Origin of the sequence: Bacillus salitolerans, assembly GCF_042680805.1 — a bacterium.
Lineage (GTDB): Bacteria > Bacillota > Bacilli > Bacillales > SA4 > Bacillus_CJ > Bacillus_CJ salitolerans.
Map to the genome: position 1 here is coordinate 192,673 of NZ_JBHUEM010000052.1, position 21,483 is coordinate 214,155.

The 21,483-nt window shown below is 37.4% G+C and carries 20 protein-coding genes; 10 read left to right on the plus strand and 10 right to left on the minus strand.

The features are described from left to right. Nucleotides 1-9 precede the first annotated feature (9 nt). Nucleotides 10-519, minus strand: coding sequence for a hypothetical protein (locus tag ACFSCX_RS21445; RefSeq protein WP_377930300.1), 510 nt, complete (start codon nucleotides 517-519; stop codon nucleotides 10-12). Nucleotides 520-1,064: 545 nt separating this feature from the next. On the opposite strand from ACFSCX_RS21445, the gene ACFSCX_RS21450 reads away from it, so the two are divergent. From ACFSCX_RS21450 to fumC, 7 genes are all read left to right on the plus strand, one after another. Next, nucleotides 1,065-2,825 (plus strand): ABC transporter ATP-binding protein, encoded by a 1,761-nt coding sequence (locus tag ACFSCX_RS21450; protein WP_377930301.1) that lies wholly within the window; start codon nucleotides 1,065-1,067, stop codon nucleotides 2,823-2,825. After that, entirely contained in the window at nucleotides 2,822-4,840 is a 2,019-nt protein-coding gene (locus ACFSCX_RS21455) for an ABC transporter ATP-binding protein (RefSeq protein WP_377930302.1), read from the plus strand. The genes ACFSCX_RS21450 and ACFSCX_RS21455 overlap by 4 nt, the downstream gene beginning before the upstream one ends. 323 nt (nucleotides 4,841-5,163) lie before the next feature. Next, the gene (locus ACFSCX_RS21460) at nucleotides 5,164-6,429 is read left to right on the plus strand and encodes a hemolysin family protein (protein WP_377930303.1); all 1,266 of its coding nucleotides are present in this window, start codon (nucleotides 5,164-5,166) and stop codon (nucleotides 6,427-6,429) included. Nucleotides 6,430-6,578: 149 nt separating this feature from the next. After that, nucleotides 6,579-7,400, plus strand: a complete 822-nt coding sequence (locus ACFSCX_RS21465) for an amino acid ABC transporter substrate-binding protein (RefSeq protein WP_377930304.1) — start codon at nucleotides 6,579-6,581, stop codon at nucleotides 7,398-7,400. Beyond that, the gene (locus ACFSCX_RS21470) at nucleotides 7,387-8,088 is read left to right on the plus strand and encodes an amino acid ABC transporter permease (RefSeq protein ID WP_377930305.1); all 702 of its coding nucleotides are present in this window, start codon (nucleotides 7,387-7,389) and stop codon (nucleotides 8,086-8,088) included. The genes ACFSCX_RS21465 and ACFSCX_RS21470 overlap by 14 nt, the downstream gene beginning before the upstream one ends. Before the next feature lie 21 nt (nucleotides 8,089-8,109). Beyond that, a complete protein-coding gene (locus ACFSCX_RS21475; RefSeq protein ID WP_377930306.1) occupies nucleotides 8,110-8,844 on the plus strand; it encodes an amino acid ABC transporter ATP-binding protein in 735 nt (244 codons plus the stop codon). Nucleotides 8,845-9,145: 301 nt separating this feature from the next. Further along, entirely contained in the window at nucleotides 9,146-10,534 is a 1,389-nt protein-coding gene (fumC, locus tag ACFSCX_RS21480) for a class II fumarate hydratase (RefSeq protein ID WP_377930307.1), read from the plus strand. Nucleotides 10,535-10,639: 105 nt separating this feature from the next. Here fumC and ACFSCX_RS21485 read toward each other — a convergent pair whose 3' ends face one another. After that, nucleotides 10,640-10,858 (minus strand): small, acid-soluble spore protein, alpha/beta type, encoded by a 219-nt coding sequence (locus ACFSCX_RS21485; protein WP_377930308.1) that lies wholly within the window; start codon nucleotides 10,856-10,858, stop codon nucleotides 10,640-10,642. A 214-nt stretch (nucleotides 10,859-11,072) separates the two neighbouring features. Here ACFSCX_RS21485 and ACFSCX_RS21490 point away from each other — a divergent pair, with 214 nt between their 5' ends. Next, nucleotides 11,073-11,372 carry a hypothetical protein gene (locus tag ACFSCX_RS21490; RefSeq protein ID WP_377930309.1) on the plus strand — a complete coding sequence of 100 codons (300 nt, stop codon included), beginning with the start codon at nucleotides 11,073-11,075 and terminating at the stop codon, nucleotides 11,370-11,372. Nucleotides 11,373-11,750: 378 nt separating this feature from the next. Here ACFSCX_RS21490 and ACFSCX_RS21495 read toward each other — a convergent pair whose 3' ends face one another. The 8 genes from ACFSCX_RS21495 to ACFSCX_RS21530 all read right to left on the minus strand — a co-directional run bounded on the left by ACFSCX_RS21495 (nucleotide 11,751) and on the right by ACFSCX_RS21530 (nucleotide 19,727). Continuing rightward, nucleotides 11,751-12,848, minus strand: coding sequence for an ABC transporter ATP-binding protein (locus ACFSCX_RS21495; protein ID WP_377930310.1), 1,098 nt, complete (start codon nucleotides 12,846-12,848; stop codon nucleotides 11,751-11,753). A gap of 113 nt (nucleotides 12,849-12,961) precedes the next feature. Then, on the minus strand, nucleotides 12,962-13,852 hold the full coding sequence (locus ACFSCX_RS21500; RefSeq protein WP_377930311.1) for a PucR family transcriptional regulator: 891 nt from the start codon (nucleotides 13,850-13,852) through the stop codon (nucleotides 12,962-12,964). Nucleotides 13,853-14,216: 364 nt separating this feature from the next. Then, a complete protein-coding gene (locus ACFSCX_RS21505) occupies nucleotides 14,217-14,411 on the minus strand; it encodes a hypothetical protein (RefSeq protein WP_377930312.1) in 195 nt (64 codons plus the stop codon). 50 nt (nucleotides 14,412-14,461) lie between these two features. Further along, a complete protein-coding gene (locus ACFSCX_RS21510) occupies nucleotides 14,462-14,671 on the minus strand; it encodes a YheE family protein (protein ID WP_377930313.1) in 210 nt (69 codons plus the stop codon). Nucleotides 14,672-14,723: 52 nt separating this feature from the next. After that, nucleotides 14,724-15,902, minus strand: a complete 1,179-nt coding sequence (locus tag ACFSCX_RS21515) for a YheC/YheD family endospore coat-associated protein (RefSeq protein WP_377930314.1) — start codon at nucleotides 15,900-15,902, stop codon at nucleotides 14,724-14,726. Continuing rightward, on the minus strand, nucleotides 15,899-17,260 hold the full coding sequence (locus ACFSCX_RS21520) for a YheC/YheD family endospore coat-associated protein (protein WP_377930316.1): 1,362 nt from the start codon (nucleotides 17,258-17,260) through the stop codon (nucleotides 15,899-15,901). Before ACFSCX_RS21520 ends, ACFSCX_RS21515 begins: the two co-directional genes overlap by 4 nt. Before the next feature lie 23 nt (nucleotides 17,261-17,283). Further along, nucleotides 17,284-18,348, minus strand: coding sequence for a YheC/YheD family endospore coat-associated protein (locus tag ACFSCX_RS21525; protein WP_377930317.1), 1,065 nt, complete (start codon nucleotides 18,346-18,348; stop codon nucleotides 17,284-17,286). Then, nucleotides 18,345-19,727 carry a YheC/YheD family endospore coat-associated protein gene (locus ACFSCX_RS21530; protein ID WP_377930318.1) on the minus strand — a complete coding sequence of 461 codons (1,383 nt, stop codon included), beginning with the start codon at nucleotides 19,725-19,727 and terminating at the stop codon, nucleotides 18,345-18,347. The genes ACFSCX_RS21525 and ACFSCX_RS21530 overlap by 4 nt, the downstream gene beginning before the upstream one ends. Nucleotides 19,728-19,818: 91 nt before the next feature. Here ACFSCX_RS21530 and ACFSCX_RS21535 point away from each other — a divergent pair, with 91 nt between their 5' ends. Continuing rightward, the gene (locus tag ACFSCX_RS21535) at nucleotides 19,819-20,979 is read left to right on the plus strand and encodes a DUF445 domain-containing protein (RefSeq protein WP_377930319.1); all 1,161 of its coding nucleotides are present in this window, start codon (nucleotides 19,819-19,821) and stop codon (nucleotides 20,977-20,979) included. 65 nt (nucleotides 20,980-21,044) lie between these two features. Next, nucleotides 21,045-21,404, plus strand: a complete 360-nt coding sequence (locus ACFSCX_RS21540) for a YlbF/YmcA family competence regulator (RefSeq protein ID WP_377930320.1) — start codon at nucleotides 21,045-21,047, stop codon at nucleotides 21,402-21,404. Nucleotides 21,405-21,483 lie beyond the last annotated feature (79 nt).

Below are 21,483 nucleotides of genomic sequence, written 5' to 3' on the forward strand. Positions count from 1 at the left end.
GTTCTTTTTTTATGTATACTCCTTATCTGAACGGGTATGAAGGATCGCTAACAATAATTTTCGTACAAAATTTCCAATAAGAAAACCGATAATGACAGAAATAATAGGAGTGAAGATGGGGCCAAATGTAATAGAAAAAATAGGCTTACTCGAAAAAATAACACCTACAGTTGTAATATAAGCAGCGATGGAAAAAGGAATGGATTCAAATGGATTTCGCTTTATGTGAAGCTTCTCTTTGGCGGACTTATAGGCATCCCACATCGCAAAAACATACAGACATGGATAGAACATAATCCACTGATAATCGACAATCGAGATAGCCTGCTGGGTGTCACCTTGAAAACTATATACAATGGCCTCGTTTAAATGGCCTTGAACATTAATTAAAAATTCTAAAATAATAAAAAGAATCCCTTTGATATAATGCTTATTTAATATCTGGGCAAAGCCAGGAAGAGCAATGCTCCATAATAGCATCTCAATAGGGTACGTATCTCTCATTTCAGTTCTTGTCATAAGGCACCTCATAGCCATTGAGTAATAAAATGGTAGTAGGAAAGTGGAAAATCATTTCCTGTTAATTATTAAGTTGGACAAAAAAGGCGATTTCTATAATTTATTTCGAAATAATAATTATTTATTTCGAGGTATATTTTTTAGAAAGATGGTAATTGACACAGAATTGTAAAAAATGGTACTCTTACATACATAGAATATTTTGGAAAGGGAGGTTACGTGTGATGAACAATAGACAACTAAAGGCAAATCATATATTTATCATTCATATCGTGACCCCATACTTGTATTCTTAGTTGATATAGGAATAATGGTGTAGGTCACTTTTGTGGTCTGCGCCTTTTTTTATTTTGTTAGAAGGCACATTCTTTTTAAAATGTGCCTTTTTTTTTTTGGTAAAAGTCGGTCATTCCGATTTTTATAGATTACAAATCATAAGGAGGAACAAATCATGAGAAATGCGAGTGTACGATTAATTTGTTTTGCTGGAGAGAAAGAGGGCGGATAACGATGGAGTTATTTAGGAAAAGGGGAGTGGACATTTTATGTTTTCTGTACTAAAAAAGCTTAGTTGGTTTTTTAAGCTATATTGGAAACGATATACGCTAGCAATTACATTATTAATTATCGTAAGCGGTCTCGAGGTCATACCGCCTAAATTGATTGGTGTCGCTATTGACGCCATACATGTTGGTTCACTTACAAGTGATGAATTGATGAAGTATATCGTCATCCTATTATTTTTAACGTTTACCATGTATGGGCTAACCTATGTGTGGATGAACAAACTATTTGGAGGCTCCTTTTTAGTAGAACGACTGTATCGTTCAAGGTCAATGGGGCATCTATTAAAAATGACACCTACATTTTATGAGAAAAACCGAACCGGTGATCTTATGGCACGAGCAACCAATGATTTAAAAGCCGTCTCGATTACAGCGGGGTTTGGGATTTTGACATTAGTGGATTCTTTCTTTTTCATGATCATTATTCTTTTTACAATGGGATTTTTGATTAGTTGGAAGCTAACATTAGCAGCTCTTTTACCATTACCCATTATGGCGCTTGCTATGAATATATATGGCAAAAAGGTGCATAAACGATTTACAACTGCCCAAGATGCCTTCGGACATATGAACGATCAAGTTCTTGAATCGATTGCTGGAGTCAGAGTAATCAGAGCTTATGTACAAGAAAAAGCAGATGAAACGAGATTTCAAAACTTAACAGAAGATGTCTTTAAGAAAAATATAGACGTTGCAAAAATTGATGCTTTATTCGAGCCGACCATTAAAATACTAGTTGGAATTAGTTATTTAATTGGTTTAGGCTACGGAGCTTATTTAGTGTTTCATCAAACAATTACGCTTGGTGAGTTGGTTTCCTTTAATGTGTACCTTGGTATGTTAATTTGGCCAATGTTTGCGATTGGGGAGCTAATTAACATTATGCAAAGAGGAAACGCCTCTTTGGACCGAGTCTCAGAAACCCTATCATATAAACCTGATGTAATGGATGCAAAGCAAACGGTTCATGTACCTCATCCAGAAACGATTGAATATAAGGATGTTACGTTCCAATACCCTTCTTCAACCGTTCCAAACCTAAACCATGTCAATGTGACCATTAAACGCGGGGAAACATTTGGGATTGTTGGAAAAACAGGAAGTGGTAAAACAACATTTATTCGCCAGCTACTTAGAGAATATCCACTTGGCCAAGGTGAGCTGTTAATTTCAGATGTGCCGATAGAGAATATTTCCATTCAAGATATTCAAAGCTGGATTGGGTATGTACCGCAGCAGCATGTACTTTTTTCACGAACTGTTAAAGAAAATATCATGTTTGGTAACAGCTCAAGTTCAGAAGTGGATGTCATGCGTGCGATTGATCAAGCTGCCTTTTCGAAGGATTTAGAAATGCTCCCTGAAGGATTAGACACACTCGTTGGTGAAAAGGGTGTTGCACTTTCTGGTGGACAAAAGCAGCGTATTTCAATTGCAAGAGCATTGTTAATCAATCCTGAAATCTTAATTTTAGATGATTCGTTGTCAGCCGTCGATGCAAAGACAGAAGCGGCGATTATTGAAAATATTCAAAGAGAACGTGCTGGTAAAACGACATTGATTACGACACATCGTTTATCTGGTATTCAGCATGCTGACTGGATCATTGTGTTTGATGATGGGAAAATTGTGGAGGAAGGTACTCACGAGCAATTACTACAGTTAAATGGATGGTATAAAGAACAATATGAACGCCAACAAGTTGAAGAAGCGTTAACAGAACAGGGGGTAAAGGTATGAAACGAAAGGTAGGACATCGCCTGTTCCAGTATGCACTTTTATATAAGAAAACAATAATTGCAGCACTTCTTATGCTCTCAGTAGCAGTTGCAGCAGAATTAACAGGACCTTTCATCGCGAAAACGATGATTGATAAGCATATCCTTGGGCTAGAATTTTCTTGGTATGAATCGGCAGAAGGTGAGGAGGCTGTCCTTTATAAGGACACGTACTATAAACGAGAAGACCATTTTCAAGACGGAGAGTCACGGGGAAATGAGGTTCGTATCCTTCAAGTAGGTAGAGACTTTTATTTTGTGAATGAAGCGATTCCATTTGATGGAGAACGATCCATTGTAGATGGGAAGCTAGTCATTAGCCGCGATGATCAGACCACACTCATGGACGCTGAAAAATTACAGGTGGAAGAGCTTCTCGCTTTTTATCAGCCTGAGATTGATGATTTATTATGGTTAATCGGTGCTTATTTTGTCCTTTTAGTTGTCGCTTCGTTCTTTCAATACGGGCAACGACTTTACTTGCAAATCTCTTCAAACCGCATTATTCAAAAAATGAGAAGAGATGTGTTTGAACATATACAACGGCTACCAATACGTTATTTTGATAATCTTCCAGCAGGTAAGGTGGTGTCTCGTGTAACAAATGATACAGAAGCGATACGTGATTTGTTTGTTACCGTATTAGCTAATTTCTTTTCAAGTATTATTTATATCACAGGAATATTTATCGCCCTTTTTCTATTAGATAAAAAATTAGCAGCGATTTGCTTAATCTTAATTCCTATATTAGTAGTTTGGATTTATTTTTACCGCAAATACGCCTCCAAGTACAATCATGTTGTCCGCTCGAGACTGAGTGATATTAACGGCATGATCAATGAGTCGATTCAAGGGATGACGATTATTCAAGCCTTTAAACGTCAAAAGGAAACGACCGAAGAGTTTGAAGTATTGAACAAAGAGTACTTTACTTATCAAAATAAGCTGTTAAATTTGAATTCCATGACATCCCATAATTTAGTATTTGTGTTAAGGAATTTAGCATTTGTCACGCTCATTTGGCATTTTGGTGGAGCTTCTCTTCAAATCGGAACGGTTATTTCCTTAGGGGTGCTTTATGCATTTGTTGATTACTTGAATCGTTTATTCCAACCGATTACAGGGATGGTCAATCAATTAGCTTTACTCGAGCAAGCACTCGTTGCATCAGAACGTGTATTTGAACTTTTAGAAGAAGACGGAGTAGATGTAAACGATAAGGCCATCCCGCGGTATAAAGGAGATGTTACCTTTGATCATGTATCCTTTGGTTATAAAGAAGGAGAGTATGTATTGAAGAACATCGATTTTGAAGCGAAGCAAGGAGAAACGGTAGCTTTAGTCGGACATACGGGGTCTGGGAAAAGCTCAATTATGAACCTTCTCTTCCGTTTCTATGATATTAAGGAAGGAAAAATTTTAATAGACGGTCAGGATATTCAGCAGCTGTCAAAGCAACAAATCCGAAAGCACATGGGAATTGTCTTACAGGATCCATTCCTATTTACAGGCACCATTGCTTCGAATGTGAGCTTAGATGACCCTTCGATTACAAAGGAAAAAGTAATCAAAGCTTTAAAGGATGTTGGGGCTGACAGCTTTATTGAGAAGCTTACGAATCAATATGATGAGCCGGTCATTGAAAAAGGAAGCACTCTTTCAGCCGGCCAAAGACAGCTCATTTCGTTTGCACGTGCCCTAGCTTTTGATCCTGCAATCTTAATTTTAGATGAAGCAACTGCTTCCATTGATACTGAGACTGAAGCAATTATTCAGGATGCGCTAGAGGTGTTAAAGCGTGGACGTACGACCTTTATTATTGCACACCGTTTATCAACGATAAAAAATGCGGATCAAATACTTGTTTTAGACAAAGGTGAAATTGTAGAACGAGGAAACCATGAAGAATTAATGAAGCAAGGCGGACGTTATTACCAAATGTATCAATTACAACAAGGTTCTACATTAGCGAGTTAATAAGAGGAAAGAGACGCTACGGCTTTTTAATCAGCCGTAGCGTCTTTTTTGTTTACTCAAAGACATTTGATGTGGTTTTGGACGAGAAATGTCTGAGAAAGGCAGTCTTTGAGACATTTCGAAGAGAAAAGCGGAGTGAAATGTCTGAGAAAGGCGGTCTCAAGGACATTTTGAAGAGATTCAGGCTCGAAATGTCAGTGATGGGAATTCTCAACACATTTTTTTTCCTACTATAAGTATAAAATAGAGGATTCCCTTCGTATATTTGTGGTAAAGTAAGAAGAAGTATTGAATATTTTATGATGAAATAGGAGTGAGAACTCTTGGCTGACTTGCCTCTGAGTACAATGTTTTTATTAGGTATTTTAATTTTATTATCTGCTTTTTTTTCAGCATCAGAAACTGCATTTTCTAGTGTGAATAAGATCCGGTTGAAAAATTACGTCGATGAGGGGCGTAGAGGGAGTAAGAATGCTCTTGCCATAGCCGAGAATTTCGATAAAGCATTATCAACTATTTTAGTTGGAAATAATATCGTCAATATTGCGGCTGCTTCAATCTCTGCTAAGATTGCGGTTGATTTATTTGGTGCTAGTGGATTACTTATCAGTACAGTTGTGATGACGATTCTGATATTAATTTTTGGAGAGGTTCTTCCAAAATCATTTGCTAAGGAAAATGCTGAGTCTGTTACGTTATCGATTTCAAGCATCCTATTATTATTAATGACTATCTTTACACCGATCACTTATTTATTCATCCTATTAAAAAAAGGATTTTCACGTTTAGTTTCAAAGCAAAATGATAGTCCATCAGTGACTGAAGAAGAAATAAAAGTGATGATTGATTTAAGTGAAGAAGAGGGTGTTATAGACAATAAAGAAAAGGAACTCGTCCATCGTTCGTTAGATTTCAACGATATATTAGTCGCTGAAATATTAACGCCCCGGATTGATATGATTGCGGTGGATGTAAATAGTCCAATCGAAGATATCCGAGATGTGTTCTTAGAGGAACGTTATTCGAGAATTCCAGTATATGAAGATAATGTTGATAATGTTATTGGGATTTTATCGGAGAGAGACATATTAAGTCAGCTCGTTAAAAATCAACCAATTGATATACGTGCTTTACTACGTAAACCATTTTTTGTGGTCGAATCATTAAAAATCTCAACATTGTTACCCGAGCTTCAAAAAAATAAAGTACATATGGCGATTGTAGTCGATGAGTTTGGTGGAACATCTGGCTTGGTTACGCTTGAGGATGTGCTTGAACAAATTGTAGGGGAAATTTGGGATGAGCATGATGAGGCAGTAAGAACATTCGTGAAGCTTGATGAACATAAATATGAATTCAATGCTGAGATGCCGCTTGACGAGTTTGTTGGCATCATGCAAATCGATGAACCTGAAAGCTCTTTCCATACATTAGGTGGTTGGATATTTGAACGATTAGAGCGAATTCCAACGGTAGGTGAAATGTTCGATTATGACAATTTATCCTTTACTGTGAACAAGGTTGAAAATAGAAGAATTAGAAAAGTACTCGTTACCGTGCAAGAACCTGTTAAATTAGAGGAAGACTAAGTGAGAGCTGTTTTACAGCTCTCGCTTTTTTTTCTATTTTTCGGGCACATTATAACTATAAATCAAAATCATTGACAGACGAAATGTGTTTATCTTACTATGACAAAGGATATTTAATAATTCCGATAAGAATACAGGGGGTTTATCGAATGAAAAAATTAGTTTTATTTTTTGCTTTAGGGTTAACACTTTTTCTTGCAGCATGTGGTGGAGAAGATACAGGTAAGACGGATGAGCAAGTTGCTGATGAAAAAGAAACAACAACGGCTAACCTTTTAGAACAAATTCAAGATAGCGGAGAGTTTCTCATTGGTACAGAAGGAACATACCCTCCTTTTACGTTCCATGATGAAACTGGTGAACTAACTGGTTTTGATGTGGAGATTGCTCGTGAAGTAGCTAAAAGACTTGGTGTAGAACCAATTTTCAAAGAAACGCAATGGGACGCAATGTTTGCTGGATTAGATGCTAAACGTTTTGATATGATTGCAAACCAAGTTGGGATTCGTCCAGACCGTCAGGAAAAATATGATTTTTCCGATCCGTATATTTCGTCTGCAGCTGTACTTGTAGCACATAAAGAGAACAACGAAGTACAAGGGTTTGAGGATATTAATGGATTAAAATCAGCACAATCATTAACAAGTAATTATGCTGATATTGCTAAAGAACATGGCGCTGTTATTGAAGGTGTTGAAGGTTTTAACCAGGCTATTGAACTATTACATTCAAAGCGTGTCGATGTGACGATTAATGATAAGCTTTCCGTATTAGACTTTTTAAAACAAAAGCCAGATGCAGCGATTAAAATTGTGGCAACTTCAGAAGATGCATCACAGAGTGGATTAATGTTCCGAAAGAATAGTGAGGAGCTAGTTGAAGCGGTAAACAAGGCGCTAGCTGAAATGAAAGAAGATGGAACATACTTAGAGATATCTGAGAAATGGTTTGGTGAAGATGTATCTAAATAATATTTTTTCCGATCCAGAAAAAATGGAAAGAATTCTAGACATTTTACTGAGTTCCCTTCTCCCTATGGTGAAGGGAGCTCTCTATTATACGATTCCTTTAACGATTTTGTCCTTTACAGTTGGAATCGTCATTGCCATATTAACTGCTCTTGCTCGAATATCTGGAAACAGGTTGTTTCAAACAATAGCTAGTATGTATGTATCGATTGTTCGAGGCACACCTTTACTTGTACAACTATTTATCATTTTTTACGGACTACCGACAATTGGGGTCATTATTGATCCGTTTCCATCAGCCGTTATCGGCTTTTCACTAAATGTAGGTGCCTACGCATCTGAAGTGATTCGCGCAGCTATTTTATCGACTCCAAAAGGACAATGGGAAGCGGCATATTCAATAGGAATGAATTACAGACAGACATTAAGGCGTGTAATTTTACCACAAGCTTCTAGAGTATCCATTCCACCTTTATCGAATTCATTTATAAGCTTAGTGAAGGATACGTCACTCGCTTCGCTCATTCTTGTAACAGAGATGTTCCGAAAAGCTCAGGAAATTGCGGCACAGACTTATGAATTCTTATATCTATATACAGAAGCTGCCTTTTTATATTGGATGATTTGTTTTGGTCTTTCACTTATCCAAGGTAAAATTGAACGCCGCTTAGATCGTTATGTTGCAAAATAAGAAATATAAAGGAGTTTCAAGATGATTGAAATTCGTGATTTGCATAAACACTTTGGTGATTTACAAGTACTGAAGGGAATAAATGTTAACGTAGAGAGAGGAAAGGTTGTGGTTGTGATTGGTCCATCTGGATCTGGCAAAACCACATTGCTTCGATGTTTAAATGTACTTGAAACACCAAATAGTGGTCAAGTGAAAATTGGAAACTCTACTCTTACTTTTTCTGGAAAAGTTTCTAAGGCTGATATTCTGTCATTTAGAAAGCTTACAGGTATGGTTTTTCAAAGCTATAACCTATTTCCTCACCTTACAGCACTTGAAAATGTAATGGAAGGTCCTATTACGGTCAAGAAAATGGAGAAATATAGAGCACGTCAAAAGGCAGAGGAACTCTTATCAAAGGTTGGCTTACGTGAAAAAATGAAAGAATATCCGTACCAATTATCGGGTGGACAACAACAACGTGTAGGAATTGCGAGGGCACTCGCGATGGAGCCTGAAGTGATGCTATTTGACGAACCAACCTCTGCACTAGATCCAGAACTAGTAGGAGAAGTATTAAAAGTAATGAAAGACCTTGCTCAAGAAGGAATGACGATGATTGTCGTTACCCATGAAATGTCATTTGCAAGAGAGGTAGCGGACGAGGTTATTTTTATGGACCAAGGTCACATTATTGAGCGAGGAGCTCCAAGTGAACTCTTTACCTCACCAAGAGAAGAAAGAACAAAGCAATTCTTAAATTTATTACAATAATTCTTAGACGGTATGTTATACCGTTTTTTTTCTTTGTTTAGTTCTATTCTTCATAGCCCAATAATAAATAGCCGGCTTTTGGAAGGATAAATAGTATTCCGTTATAATCGTAAGAAAAAGAAAGCTAAATAACTTCCAATCCAATATATCCACCATTTTTGATCATCTCCCTTTTTGTACCAATATATGGAGATCTATTAAAAATGGTGTTTTTTTCTAATGAAAATGCTTAATTATAGAGAGAATTGGGAATGGAAAGAATAGGTTAGGTAGTGAGAACGAACAACGGAGGTTATGAAAAATGAATGAGAGAATCGAAAGAGACACGTTAGGTGAAATAAAGGTGCCAAGTGATCGGTTTTGGGGAGCACAAACACAAAGAAGTAAGGAGAATTTTAATATAGGGACAGAGCGAATGCCAATCGAAATGATCCGAGCTTTTGCGATTTTAAAAATGTGTGCAGCTGAAACCAATTATAAGCTATCGAAGCTAGATAAGCTTAAAATGGAAAGTATTAAAGAAGCGGCACAAGAAATTTTGGAAGGAAAGCTGGATGAGCATTTTCCACTAGTTGTATGGCAAACGGGGAGTGGAACTCAATCGAACATGAATGTAAATGAAGTCATTGCATATCGAGCGAATCAAATACTTGCATCAAAGCAATCAACGACTCGTGTTCATCCGAATGATGATGTGAATATGTCTCAAAGCAGTAACGATACCTTTCCAACCGCTATGCATATTGCTGCCTTAATACAAGTACAGCAACAATTACTACCGTCGTTAAGAAACCTAAAGGGCACACTTCACGCAAAGCAAGAAGAATTTAAGGATGTTGTAAAAATAGGAAGAACACATTTACAGGATGCGACACCGTTAACCCTTGGTCAGGAAATCAGTGGGTGGGTAGGGATGCTTGCGCGCTCAGAGGAAATGATAACGGAAGCGTCAAAGCATTTGTATCCTTTAGCTATTGGTGGAACCGCTGTAGGAACTGGGATTAATGCCCATCCAAAGTATGGCAGCATGGTTGCAAGCGAAATTGCAGCGTACACGAATATTCCATTTACTTCATCAACGAATAAATTTCATGCCCTTACAAGTCATGACGAAATGGTGCACGTTCATGGTGCGATAAAAGGATTAGCAGCAGATTTAATGAAAATAGCCAATGATGTGAGATGGCTTGCAAGTGGGCCAAGGTCAGGAATTGGTGAGATCACCATTCCAGCTAATGAGCCTGGAAGCTCCATCATGCCAGGAAAAGTAAATCCAACACAGTCTGAAGCCATGACAATGGTTGCCTGTCAAGTGTTTGGTAACGACAGTACAATTGGCTTTGCTGCAAGTCAAGGGAATTTTGAGTTAAATGTGTTTAAACCAGTTATTATTTATAATTTCATTCAGTCTGTTCGATTGTTATCTGATGCAATGAATTCATTTAATGATAAATGTGCAGTTGGAATCGAAGCGAATGTTGAGGTTATCCAAAAATACGTGGAGGAGTCTCTTATGCTTGTAACAGCTCTGAATCCTCATATCGGTTATGAAAATGCAGCCAAAATAGCGAAGCTTGCATTTCAAGAAAATAGTACGTTGAAGGATGCTGCAGTAAACTTAGGATTACTGACAGAGGCAGAATTTGATCAGTATGTGATCCCAGAAGAAATGATTCATCCCAAGGAATAAGTGCGTACTTTAATTGTCGTGAGGTATAAGCACGAGTCAAAGAGAAATCCCAAGCGCTAGAGCTTGGGATTTCATAGCCATTATATTTAATTGTAAAAACTTAAATTATTGTTGTTGGAAAGATCCACCAAGTTGTTGTTCAGCCATTTGTACTAAACGCTTAGTGATTTCTCCACCTACAGATCCGTTTGCACGAGAAGTAGTATCTGCTCCTAAGTTTACTCCAAACTCGTTAGCGATTTCATACTTCATTTGGTCTAAAGCTTGAGATACTCCTGGTACTAGTAATTGGTTTGAAGAGTTTCCACGATTTTGTTGTGCCATGATGTAATCATCTCCTCATAAAATTTTTTTTTGTTGGCTGGGTTAGCTGGAATTGAACCAGAAACGGAGTTAAATCCGTGCCGCCAGGCTCTAACCCAATGACTGATTGTGTTTCTTTGTTTTGTTTACACTTCTATTATGTGAGTTTTGAAAGTTAATATACAAAAAAATAGTAGTAATTCTTTCCAAGTTAATTTCAGTTAGTTGATACATAATGAAGATGAAATCACGTGAAACTAACAATACGATTATGAGAATAACGAGGTGGATTATGTGGATTTGTCCATTATGTAATGGGTTTGAAGCAGTAGCTTCAACTTGTCCAATTTGCAATCAAGTAATGGAGGATAAGGGAAGGATTATTGATTACTTTGATGACTATAGTGCTTATATGGAGATCGATGATATGAAAAAAATAGATGGGTATGAAAACTCATTAAGTCAGCATGAATGTGCTCATCTCTTATACTGTGAGAATTGTTCTATTGATCAAGTTGTCTTTATCAAAGAATGATTAAAAAAGGCTCGAAGTCGTTACTTCGAGCCTTGCTTGTTGAAAAACCTTCTTAAAAGATTTTTTAGTATGTCCAGCTCTGTTAATGAACATTTCCCACGTCAAACGACGTTAAAATGTCGAATAACTTCTGTTAATGAACATTTCCCACGTCAAACGACGTTAAAATGTCGAATAACTCCTGTTAATGAACATTTCCCACGTCAAACGACGTTAAAATGTCGAATAACTCCTGTTAATGAACATTTCAGACGTTAATCCACTTTAAAATGTCCAAATAATTCCTGTTAATGGAGACATTCTGTTCAAAAGTCCTTAGAAACCGATGAGGAAAAGACTGTGGAGAACTTTCTCCACAGTCTTTTCCTCTATTGTCTATTATTTAATTCTTAATTCAGTTTCTTTATCAAAGAAGTGAGCTTTGTTCATATCTAATGAAAGGTCAACGGTTTGACCCGCTTTAATATCAGTACGAGAATCAACTCTTGAGATAAAATCTTGACCTGCAATTTGGGAATATAACATAATTTCTGCACCCATAAGCTCTGCAACATCAATTTTTGCTGAGATAGTTGTATCCTTTGAAGATTCGATGAAAACAGGCTCATCATGAATATCCTCAGGACGAATACCAAGTACGACTTCTTTATTTACATAACCTTGATCACGTAAAGTTTTCATTTTTCCTTCAGGAACTTTGATACTGACATCACCGGTCACAAATGTTCCATCCTTTAATACACCTTCAAAGAAGTTCATAGCAGGTGAACCAATGAATCCCCCTACAAAGATGTTTTCAGGCTTTTCATAAACCTCTTTTGGAGCACCCACTTGTTGAATCACTCCATCCTTCATTACAACAAGACGAGTCGCCATTGTCATCGCCTCTGTTTGGTCATGTGTAACATAGATTGTCGTTGTTTGAAGGCGTTGGTGAAGCTTCGTAATTTCAGCACGCATTTGTACACGAAGCTTTGCATCAAGGTTTGATAATGGTTCATCCATTAAGAATACCTTTGCATCACGCACGATAGCACGACCTAAAGCAACACGTTGACGCTGACCACCCGATAAGGCCTTTGGCTTACGATCTAAATATTGCTCAAGACCTAGGATACGTGCCGCTTCCTTTACACGACGATCAATTTCATCTTTTGGTATTTTACGAAGCTTTAATCCGAATGCCATATTGTCATATACATTCATATGAGGGTATAGGGCGTAGTTTTGGAAGACCATCGCGATATCACGGTCTTTTGGTGCAACATCGTTCACGCGGCGATCATCGATAAAGAAGTCACCCTTTGAAATTTCTTCCAAGCCCGCAATCATACGAAGTGTCGTTGATTTTCCGCAACCAGAAGGTCCAACGAATACGATAAATTCTTTATCTTGAATGTGTAAGTTAAAATCTGAAACAGCCGTAACTTTATTATCATAAATTTTATAAATATTTTCTAAGCGTAATTCAGCCATTTAAAAAGCCCCCTCTAGTAATAATAAGCTAGCTCTATTGTACCCAATTCCTTACATAGGGGGTATGTGAAAGGTGCACAAAAAAAATACATGCTTTTAGGCATGTATACGAATCAATAGTCATGGTTTAAAATCGCAAGATACATTACAAAGGCACCTTGGAATGCTTTAATATCAATGCCAGTTTTCTCAATAAATTTGTCAACGCGGTATTGCATGCTGTTTCGATGCATGAATAATTGCTTAGCAGCAAGGGAGATATTTAATCCACATTCTATAAATACTTTTATCGATTTTATTTCCTCTTGTGAAAAATCAGCTTTGATTATGGTGGATAATTGTTGTCTTAGTGTATCTGATGTCTCGCTTAGTACTAAAAAAGGTACCACTTCATAAAAATAAAAAATACCCTTACGATTACTATGCCTTCTTGCTAGTTCAAAACAATGCTTCTCCCATGAAAATACCTCGTGTATCACGTCATCATGTGTAAAAAATGTACCTACATATAAATCGAGGTCCGTATAAAAATCAGCGATAATGACATTACGAAGGTTCATAAAATCCTCGTGAAAATCATATTCCAAATTATCCCTTTCGATCAACAGTCCTCCCTTTGGGTGTAACCAGAGGAAAATGAGGTCTGAAACTAATAACGAGGTAACTGCTTCTTCAAACGAGCTCATTTCAACCTCATCATGTAAGTAAAAATGAATGAAACGAAACATCTTTTTCTCTTTATATACGTGGTTAAATTTATGAACAGCCTCAGGTTTATTCGAAATTAGCTGATGCCATAAAGCTTGCTCTACCGATAAATGTTCTCCCGTCTGAAAGGGAGTTAAAAAAATGGATAGCATGCTTTTATCACGATGGGTTAACTCGTGTTTAGGGATACCTATATAAACATCTTCTCTATATAAAAACCACTCGTGTTCCTCATTACTTGGAATGGTTTGTTGAATAATGAGGGCAGGAAATTTCTCTTTTAATTTTTCAATCATGATAAGATCCCTTCATTCCGTAGCCAGTTTCTCTTATTATACCAAATTAAAAAACCCCAATCTAATGATTGAGGTTCTCTTAGACCAACAAATACTATCCATTATGCCCTCTATCGGCCGATTAAGCACATTCTAAGCCGGAAATGATTCATTTTTAGGCATCACAACAGCCAAAGAAGGAAGTCAACCCACTAAATACGAGATGAAACCTGCCCTTTCCAGCGGGATTTATAATAATATAGGTCCGTTTACGAGCCGAATTCCCAATTTATCTGCCAATCAATATAGACGAAAGGTACAACTTTATCACCATATGAGAAAAACCGGTCATACTCTCAGCTATTTACCAGTAAATCATGAACCATTACCCGTCCAAGTTTTTACGAGGTGGTGCCTCTTTGGGAAGTTGAATCGATTGTTCAATATTAGCTGAATCGTCCCTCTTATGAACAGAACCACCAGAGAGACCTTCATTAATCATGCGATCAACATCTAAATAAGCTGCTTCTTTCCCTTCGTTTAACAAATCTTCTTTAAAAGCCTCAGTTCGTTTATCCATAATAATCCCTCCTACATTCATAGGATGCGTACTAATACGGGATTTAAACGTTATTCGTAAACATGGAACAACATCAGCTCATGGATATGAGTTGTGATTTTGTCAATCTCATCAGAAGGTGGTGATTGGTTTTTCCACGTAATCCTCCCATCCTTATTGTAAATTGCTTCATATCCGATTCCTTTATAGTAAAAGCGAATTGACCAACCTGGCAAAGACTTATCACTAAAAAGGGGCTTATACATAAAATGAGATAACATAACATTCGCTCCCTTGCATGATATCCTCTATCATACTATACGGGACGAAGGATTATAAAGAGCGAGCAGATTTCTTTGCTTCATATAAAAATAAATCGGTTAAGTTTTCAAGTCCTAGGCTTCGAATGGAAAGTTCATCAAACACCATAGGCTTTGAGTTGACTTCAAAAATGTAAAGTTGTCCATTTTTCCCTTTCCCAATATCCATGGAGAATTCACCTATATGTTCATAATGCTTAAGTAACACCCTTCCGGTCAGATGTGAGATTTCTTCTATAATTGGCCCATCCTCCTTAAAGGGGAGAGTTTCAACATCAATAATTTTACCGCCCTTTGGAACATGTGTCGTAACCTCTTGCTCACCTGACTGTCTTACCCCAATTCCACTTAATGAAAAAAGGTTGTCACGCATGCGGTGGACAAGAACACGGTAATCAAACCGTGAACCGTTCCACTTCATCGGCTGAATCGCTTCTTGAATGATGTAGTCCTTCGTTAAAAGAGGTTCTACCCATCTTTGCAATAGATGAGAAAAGTCTACTTCACGTATTGATCCTTTCGTAGAATGAACTTGCCAATATTTCTTCCCGCCTTCTATGACGTAAATTCCATTTCCCTTTTTTCCTTTATTAGGTTTCACGTACACTTTGTTAAACGCAGTAAGCATATGAGTAAAGCTATCAAGCTTTAGTAATGGCCTTGTAGCTGGTAAAAACGGTATGAGCCGTTCATCCTGTTTAAGAACATTGTAAACGGAGTCTTTATCAAAAAAACATTCGTTAAAATACGGAATATCTTTCTCACGTAAATACGTCTTAACTTGCTCCATCTTGATAGAAGCTTCGTGTTTTCTGAAAGGTATTCGGTTATATACAACGTTTGGAAGTGGAAACAATGCTTCACACCATTTTTCTGTTTGAAAGTGATAAAAGTATCCTGTAACATGGTCAGGATGAAGTCCATTCGGTGAAAATACATAAGATATAGCCCCTTTTTTCTGAAGAGAAAGCTGGATTCTTTTAAAGGCAGCTTCATTTCCTCCAAACTTTTTGGAGGTGCTGTCACTTGTTAAAATACCAACAACAGGGATAAAGGAGCCTTTTTGCTTCTTAAAATTTACAAACAGAAGAGAGGTAGAGGGTGAAGGGGAAAGGGGGCTGTGATTTTTTCCCCACACCACCAGTCCCTCTTCCTGATGGGTCCAGCTCTCGTTAACATAGTAAAGCTTCATTGGTACTGAGCCTCAAGTTGATCGACTCCCTGTTCGGTCAAATAAATGGCATAGGCCATTGAAAGCTGTCTTGATAGTCGGTCTGCCATTTTCAGTTTGGGATGGGAGAAAATGGCCCTCCCAGGCTTGGAATTTGCTTCAAATAACCAAATATCTCCGTTTTTATCTAGCCCTATATCAAATCCAATTTCTCCGACAATTCCTTCTGTCGATGCAGAGATGGCCTTACTAAGTAGTAGAACGGAGTGGTGCATTCGAGTGGATAAGGACTCTCTTTTTTTCTGTTCAGGAAAAAGCTCCTCTAACGTTTTTATCATTCCTCCATTATTAAGATGGGTTGTCACACTTCCTTTTCCTGCCACTTTTCCAGCTATCGCTGTTACCCTCCATTTTCCATCTTGATCCTTATTGGTGTGAATTCGAAAATCAACAGGTCTTGACTCATATCGAATGAGGTGAATTCCTTGTTGGACGAGATAATTCTGTAGGCTTTTACCCTTAAATAGGTGTTGAATGAGCTTTTTTAAGGAAGTGAATTTTTGTAGTCTATTTTCTTCCCCGTCTCGATAACGACAATAATATGCATGATCTGTTGAAGAAGCAATTACTTGATATATCCCTAGCCCTAAACTCCCGTTAGCCGGCTTAATATAAATGTGTTTATGCTGGTCAATCATTCTTTGTATGTCTAAGAAGGTAGGTTGATAAATGGTTTCGGGTAAGTAGTGCTTCATGGAGCCTTCTGTTTGTAACGACTTGAAAATCTCCCACTTGTTAAAAAAACCTGGGTTATACCACGGAATCAAATACTCATCCTTTAGACGCTGTTTAATTTTTTGAATCGCCGCATGATTTTCAGTTTTCCGGTTCGGCAAACGATCATAAATAACGTGTGGAAGTGGAACCATTCGCTTTGACCAACCTTGTTTTTCATCATAAAAGTATCCTTCCACCGTTCCTTCAGACCAGTTAATAAGATGAGCACCAAACACAAACGCATTCACGCCAATTGATTTTTCCATTGTTAAAAATTTCGCAAAAAATAACGAACGCTCTCCAATAGGTCGTAATAGCGATTCGGTAAAGCCTGCTGTAAAGATTCCAATAAGAGGCCCGATATCGAGTACATCTGAGTGCACAAAAACGTGAAGCTGCCGGTCGTGTGGGATGGATAAAAGCTTCATCATATCTTCACTAATGAGAATATCATCCTTTAAGGTACTGTCATATTCAAACTGTAACGTGCATGCTCTTGCTCCAAATGATAGTTTCTTTAGCTGAAGGTGTTTAAATCGTGTAGGGAGTTTAACCGTTTCTTCATAACCTTGCAACGATCTAATCCATAGTTTTTCTTTCAATTTATTTCAACTCCTTATAAACACTATTTAACCTCTACTTGTTTTAAAAACTCACAATACTTAATTGGAGCCTGTGAAATCTCCTCTTTTTTATCGGGAAAGGTTTGATTGATTACTTTACGCCCTGGCTTTGAATTGATATCTAGTAACCATACAGCGCCATCATCCGTGACTCCAATATCTAGGCCAAGCTCGAAAATCCGGCCAAATTTTTCCTCTAACCTAGAAGGAATATACTCAAGGATGGATTCTATCTCTTCAAGAATGAGCTTTCTCTTTGAAGGTTGCCACGCGTTTACTGCCGCTGGAAAGGGAAGAATGTCTCCTCCATGATAAAGATTCGATACAATTCCATTTTCTCTCCCTTTTCGAATTCCTCGTCCTTGTTCTATCCATTCTCCATGTTCATTCTTTTGCATGAGTATCCGAACATCATATGGACAACTATCTAATAGCAAAGTGAAAAAAGGTTGAGAGATATACGTGTTTTCACGTAAAAGCTCTTTCATATATTCCTTAAAATCTAATGCAGAAGTGAAGGTCTTACTAGCAATTTGATCTTTCACTTGGTATTGCAATTCAATCCCAGTCGTGTGCATGTGAAGCTTTATAACTCCATTTCCTTGTGATCCACTAATTGGCTTTATGATGATTGAATTCGACTGTTTAAATGCTTTTTTTAGATCTTTATAAGTTTCAATTTTACAAGTGGTCGGTAAGTAAGGGGCTGCCTCTCGGTCAGCTGATAGTGCCTCATAAACATCCCATTTGTTCGGCAGTCCGTATCCTAAAAAGGTTGTACCGGGTCGTTTCTTTAACCATCTGACTATCGGCTCACATTTTTTAGATGCTTCAGTCGAACCGTAAAAGCATCGATCATATATAAATTCTGGAATCGGAAATTTGCTTTTTTCCCATTTTTCAAGCTCACGGTTATAAACATACCCATTCACCATTTCGGTTAATGGTTCGATATCGAGCGGTGTAAACCGGTAAAGCGTCAAAGAGCTTGGTGCTTCCTTCGCAATACTCGTAAAATATACTCCTTCCTGCTGTTTTTTAATCGTTAGAAATCCTAGGGATGTCATAAAGAATCACTCCTTTTAAACGGGTTAGCTAAATATAAACAATAAGAAATGACAGCTTTTGCTGAGGGACGGATCGATAAATTGGGAGAGGGGGCATCCAAATTTTTGGAAGGCTTTGTATTGATTTCAATAATCCATGGATTTGCATTTACATCAAGAGCCAAATCAATGCCAAGTTCACCGAAAAGGCCTTCTTCTGATTGACCAATGGACGAAGCAACCTCTACTGCTAGCTCTTGTAACATTTTACTGATATGGGTAGCTGTATTAGAATCAAACAATTGAATTAGTAGTTTATTAATTCGAAAAATTTCTCCACCTCTTGAGAGGTTTGACACAAATTCCTTTGGAGAGGATACTCTAGCCACACTTGATGTAACCTTCCATTGATTCATATCGTTTAAATGACATAAAAACCGAAAATCCAATATTCGATTGTCATATTGAAGCAAAGGGATCCCTTGCTGAACGATATTGGACTGTTTTGTTAGCCTTGGTCTAATGGATTTAAAAAGCTCATCGAGTGAAGGATATGTTCTCTCGATTTCACTAGAAAACGATGTATAATCAAGGATATACACACCTGCTTTCTCCTCTATGCGAATGATTTTTCTCCCTTGACTACCATGAACAGGCTTGATGAAAATACAAGAATGCTTTTCAAGTAGCTGTTCAATCGTTTGCTTATTAATGAGTAATTCTGTCTCAGGTAAATACGGTAATAAATGTTCATTCGTAACGAGGTGCTGATGAGATTCCCACTTATTTAAAAAATGGTCATTGAAGAATGGAACAGCCTGCGTTCGAAACAGCTGAAAAAGCTCTTCATAATGCTTAGACCTTTCTCTTTTTCTAGAATGAATACGATTGTGAACGACATGAGGAAGTGGAACATCCTGTAATGTCCATTCCTCTCCGTCCCATACATACCCTTTGAATTGTTTAGTTTTTGTGTGACGATACGAAAAAACATAAAATAAAACATCATGTTTTTCACAATACAGAGCAAGCTCTTTACAGAAATCGTGGACAGATCCAAATGAGACTTGTTGATCGGATTCATTCACTTCGGTTAATAGCCCAATAAATAAACCAAGAGAGAAAATATCATGTTCTTGATGAAAATATACATGCAAACGATAGTCACGAGGAGTTAACGATAACTCTTCAAACAACTTTTCAGATATACTAATGATGTGATCTTTAAATGGACCAGGCTGAACTCTTACCTGTTGGAAGCGGTCTCCGCATTGCAGTTGATAATTTTTCCTACTAGACAGATTCCATTTTATAAATAGCGCTTCACTAATCTCGATTGTCGTTTCCCTTTGATCAAGATCTTTAGCAAGCTGCAGAGTAGCAATTTCTGATACAATCATAGACAACCCTCATTTGATTGGGAATGTAACAAGTCTTATAATATACTAGGCAAATGTTGATATCGTATCGTATGTAAAAGTGAATGAATCGGTGAAAAGAAAGGTTGATATACAGATGACCGGGGTATTAATGATTATTATGATGATCACAATCGGAGCAGTGATTGGGGGATTTACCAATCACCTTGCGATTCAAATGCTATTCAGACCACACAATCCTATTTACATTAAAGGTAAAAGAGTTCCGTTTACACCAGGCTTAATACCGAAAAGGCGACAAGAACTAGCGAGCCAAATGGGAAAAATGGTGGTAGAACATCTTGTTACAGCAGAAGGGATTAGAAAAAAGCTTGAAAATGAAGAGCTTTTAAACGAGATTAGCGAGATTGTGGTGACAGAGATTGATAAGTTCCTTCAGCACGATATGACGATAAAGGAAATAGCCGAAAAAGTTGGTGTAGAGGATTTAGATGAACACTTACAATCAAAAACCGAGAGATTCATCTCTCAAAAGTTAGACGTGCTTTGGACATCCTCTATTGATCAAAAGCTAGGCGACTTATTACCAGAAGATCTCCTATCAAAGCTTGAAGAAAAAATTCCTTCTATTAGTGAGTACATTAGTCAAAAAGGGGTCGATTATTTTCAAAGTGAAGAAGGAAAGAGAACACTTAAGAAAATGATTGATGACTTTCTTGCGACAAGAGGAATGCTAGGCAATATGATTCAAATGTTTCTTGGACAAGCAAGCCTTGTTGAAAAGGTCCAGCCAGAGATTATCAAGTTTCTTCAGCATAATGGAACCATCACCATTCTTAATTCCTTGCTACATACAGAAATGTCTAAGCTGAAGGGAAAAAGGTTGAATGATTTTCAGGGACTATTTGAAAAAGAAAAGATACTCTCTTTTGCAAAAGAAAAGTTAATCAAGCAATTGCCAATAAAAGATTTGACATCTAAACCGCTTCGAGAAATATTGACCCCACTTAGGTCATACATTGTAGATAAAGGAGTCCCATTTGTGGTCAGAAAGGCAGGGTCCTACTTAGCGGAGCGTGCCGATACCCTATTACGGAAGCTTCGTGTAGAAGACATGGTGAGGGAGCAAGTCGAGACCTTCTCGGTTGGAAGGCTTGAGGAAATGGTACTTTCTATTTCGAAAAAAGAATTTAAGATGATTACTTACCTAGGAGCCCTACTTGGCGGGATTATTGGATTGCTCCAAGGTATTCTTGTATGGCTTATCGGGTGAAATCACTGAGTATGTTTGTTATAGTGGATAAGGAGTACAAATAGGAAAAGATGAGGAGTGATGATTTGTCTACAAATGTTTATGATGTAGCCTATGATTTAGAGAAAGCGGTAAGAGAAAGCGCAGAATTTCAAGAATTAAAACAATTATATGCCGAGGTTAATGCTGATGAAGCAGCAAAGCGTCTTTTTGAAAGCTTCCGTAACGTACAATTAAACCTTCAACAAAAGCAAATGATGGGGCAAGAAATTACTCAAGACGAAGTAGAACAGGCTCAAAAGCAAGTAGCGCTTGTTCAACAAAATCCCAAAATTGCTAAATTAATGGAAGTTGAACAAAGAATGAGTATGCTTATTAATGAATTAAACAAAATCATTATGAAACCTTTAGAAGAGCTTTACGGTCCTATGGAACCACAAGCATAAAATATATGAAGAAAACCTCGCAATTGATGATTGTGAGGTTTTTTTGTAAGTTAAGAAAATATAAGTTTCTGATGTTTAG

Coding starts and splice junctions, on each gene's coding strand:
- ACFSCX_RS21445 (WP_377930300.1), bottom strand. CDS start 519: ATGACAAGAACTGAAATGAGAGATACGTACCCTATTGAGATGCTATTA.
- ACFSCX_RS21450 (WP_377930301.1), top strand. CDS start 1,065: ATGTTTTCTGTACTAAAAAAGCTTAGTTGGTTTTTTAAGCTATATTGG.
- ACFSCX_RS21455 (WP_377930302.1), top strand. CDS start 2,822: ATGAAACGAAAGGTAGGACATCGCCTGTTCCAGTATGCACTTTTATAT.
- ACFSCX_RS21465 (WP_377930304.1), top strand. CDS start 6,579: ATGAAAAAATTAGTTTTATTTTTTGCTTTAGGGTTAACACTTTTTCTT.
- ACFSCX_RS21470 (WP_377930305.1), top strand. CDS start 7,387: ATGTATCTAAATAATATTTTTTCCGATCCAGAAAAAATGGAAAGAATT.
- ACFSCX_RS21475 (WP_377930306.1), top strand. CDS start 8,110: ATGATTGAAATTCGTGATTTGCATAAACACTTTGGTGATTTACAAGTA.
- fumC (WP_377930307.1), top strand. CDS start 9,146: ATGAATGAGAGAATCGAAAGAGACACGTTAGGTGAAATAAAGGTGCCA.
- ACFSCX_RS21485 (WP_377930308.1), bottom strand. CDS start 10,858: ATGGCACAACAAAATCGTGGAAACTCTTCAAACCAATTACTAGTACCA.
- ACFSCX_RS21490 (WP_377930309.1), top strand. CDS start 11,073: ATGAAGATGAAATCACGTGAAACTAACAATACGATTATGAGAATAACG.
- ACFSCX_RS21495 (WP_377930310.1), bottom strand. CDS start 12,848: ATGGCTGAATTACGCTTAGAAAATATTTATAAAATTTATGATAATAAA.
- ACFSCX_RS21500 (WP_377930311.1), bottom strand. CDS start 13,852: ATGATTGAAAAATTAAAAGAGAAATTTCCTGCCCTCATTATTCAACAA.
- ACFSCX_RS21505 (WP_377930312.1), bottom strand. CDS start 14,411: ATGGATAAACGAACTGAGGCTTTTAAAGAAGATTTGTTAAACGAAGGG.
- ACFSCX_RS21510 (WP_377930313.1), bottom strand. CDS start 14,671: ATGTTATCTCATTTTATGTATAAGCCCCTTTTTAGTGATAAGTCTTTG.
- ACFSCX_RS21515 (WP_377930314.1), bottom strand. CDS start 15,902: ATGAAGCTTTACTATGTTAACGAGAGCTGGACCCATCAGGAAGAGGGA.
- ACFSCX_RS21525 (WP_377930317.1), bottom strand. CDS start 18,348: ATGACATCCCTAGGATTTCTAACGATTAAAAAACAGCAGGAAGGAGTA.
- ACFSCX_RS21530 (WP_377930318.1), bottom strand. CDS start 19,727: ATGATTGTATCAGAAATTGCTACTCTGCAGCTTGCTAAAGATCTTGAT.